The organism is Glaciecola punicea ACAM 611, assembly GCF_000252165.1.
GTDB classification, from domain to species: domain Bacteria; phylum Pseudomonadota; class Gammaproteobacteria; order Enterobacterales; family Alteromonadaceae; genus Glaciecola; species Glaciecola punicea.
Window position 1 is genome coordinate 1 of the sequence record NZ_BAET01000011.1, and the last position, 2454, is coordinate 2454.

General features: G+C 44.9%; 2 protein-coding genes. Both read right to left on the reverse strand.

The window, feature by feature from the left end:
- Positions 1-82 precede the first annotated feature (82 nt).
- Positions 83-844 (reverse strand): IS21-like element helper ATPase IstB, encoded by a 762-nt coding sequence (gene istB / locus GPUN_RS05595; protein ID WP_006004303.1) that lies wholly within the window; start codon positions 842-844, stop codon positions 83-85.
- The gene (istA, locus tag GPUN_RS05600; RefSeq protein WP_006004305.1) at positions 834-2351 is read right to left on the reverse strand and encodes an IS21 family transposase; all 1518 of its coding nucleotides are present in this window, start codon (positions 2349-2351) and stop codon (positions 834-836) included. The genes istB and istA overlap by 11 nt, the downstream gene beginning before the upstream one ends.
- Positions 2352-2454: the final 103 nt, after the last annotated feature.

Genomic DNA, 2454 nt, shown 5'->3' on the forward strand with positions numbered 1-2454 from the left:
GTTAATTTGCACTTAAAACTGAACCACGATTTGCATCTAAAACTGATCCACCCAAGTAGCCTTATATGACCATAATCATGTTTTAATTTCTAGCCTTTTTCTCCTTTGATTTTTTAGTTGATTCTTTAAAGCGGAAGCTGTCATTGCCGGTTTCAATTATGTGGCAATGATGCGTTAGCCTGTCTAGCAAGGCTGTTGTTAACTTGGCGTCACCAAACACCTTTGACCATTCAGTGAAGTTGAGGTTGGTGGTGATAAGTACGCTAGTCGTTTCGTAGAGTTTGCTTAATAGATGAAACAGCAAGGTGCCGCCCGCTTGACTGAAGGGTACATAACCTAATTCGTCAAGCACAACTAGATCACAATTAGCTAAACGATTTGCCATTCGCCCAACGTGACCTGCTTGCTTCTCCAGCTCTAATGTATTCACAAGCTCGATAGTGGATAAAAACCGCACGCGGTATTGATGGTGCTGAATGGCTTGTACCCCAAGTGCTGTGGCTAAGTGGGTTTTTCCTGTCCCAGGGCCGCCTACGAATACAGCATTTTGGCTATCTTCAATAAATTCACAACGATGTAAACCTCTGATGAGATATTCATCCACTTCACTTTCACTAAAGTCGAAGCCATATAAGTCTCTATAAACGGGGAACTTAGCCGTCTTCATTTGGTAAGCAATACTGCGTACTTCTCTATCAGCAACCTCGGCTTTTACGAGTGTGTCGAGCATAGGCAAGGCTAGTTTATAGGCCGGTGAATCTTGCGATGATAACTCGGTAATACTGCTTGCCATACCATGCAGTTTCAGTATTTTAAGCGTGTGTAATAAGGCTTCAGTGTGCATGGTGTTTTCCTCTTAATGTATCGTAGCGTGACGTATCGCTGGTTGGCTCGGTGATCAATTGCAGGCCGTTAGCAATCGGTACCGGTTCGGGTGATGAAGGGTTCAGTAGCCGACTTAGACAGTTCATTACATGCTGTTTGGACGGACAGCCCACGTCTAAGGCCATTTCAACAGCCTTCACAACATCGGCTTCATCGTGATGTAATATCAGCGATAACACCTCGACCATTTCTTTATCCCCACGCTGATGCTGTAATAAAATCGATTGCAAGTGTTTAAAGCTATCAGGCATCGTGTTAAACGGTGCACCATTGCGAAGTGCGCCGGGTTTACGTTGCGCGACAAGCAAGTAGTGGCGCCAGTCATAAATGACTTTGCCTGGTATGTCGTGACTCGTCATGAATACGCGGGTATGCTCAGCTATTTGCTGACCTTCGGCAATGAATTCAAGCCGACTAGGGTAAACATGCAGGCTAATACGCCGGTTAGCGAAACTGGAGGGGACTGAGTATTTATTGCGATCGAAGTTGACCAAGCAGGTGGAGGATACTTTTTTACTATGTTCAATAAAACCATTAAACGGCGCATTCACCTTCATAAGTTGGCGCTGCTCTTGATACCATACATCTTCAATGGTTCTATCTGAGAACTGCGGGTGCTTGCGTGTTTGCCAGTCTTTAATGCATTGGGTTTCGAGCCAATCATTGAGTTCAGTTAGCGTGCTAACACGCGGTAGCCGTTGCCAGATAATCGAACGTGCGTCCCGCACATTCTTTTCAACTTGCCCTTTTTCCCAGCCTGCGGCTGGATTACAGAAGTCAGCTTCGAACAGGTAATGACTCACCATAGTGAGGAAGCGACGATTAACAATACGCTCTTTGCCTTTTTGCACCTTATCAACCGCTGTTTTCATATTGTCGTAAATACCACGCTCGGGCACGCCATTAAACACGCGGAACGCATGGTTATGTGCATCAAATAGCATTTCATGACTTTGGGTAAGATATGCCCGCAGAATAAATGCACGGCTATGACTGAGCTTAAAGTGAGCGACTTGTAGTTTAGTTTTACGGCCATCGATGAAGCCATAGTTCTCGCCCCAATCAAATTGAAAGGCTTCGCCTGCTGCAAACTCCAAGGGTACGTAAACTTGATTAGATACCGATAATCTATGCTCTTCGCGCCACTTGCGCACAAACGCCGCAACCCTGTCATACGAGCCTGTATAGCCCAAAGGTAACAAGTCCTCGTAAAGGTTTTTGACGGTTTTACGCTCTTTTCTTCGTCGCCTAGCTTCTCGTTTAAGCCAACTGATAAGCAGTTCTTCGAACTCTTTGACTTTACCCAACGACTGTCGTTTGGGATAAACAGGCTCAGTGATTTCACTTTTCAGATAACGACGTACGGTATTGCGAGACAATCCAGTACGTCTAGTAATTTCTCGCAGGGAAAACCCATCACGAAAATACCATCTACGCATAACACTTAATAATGACACATCTATCACTCCACATTCTCCTGCTTAGGGGCGGCAGGAGGTATTAAACATGTGGATCAGTTTTGAATGCAAATTAGGGGGTAAAGTGGATCAGTTTTGGATGCAAATTAAC

Excerpts from the sequence above, each read along its gene's own strand:
- istB (WP_006004303.1), bottom strand. The coding sequence starts at position 844 with ATGCACACTGAAGCCTTATTACACACGCTTAAAATACTGAAACTGCAT.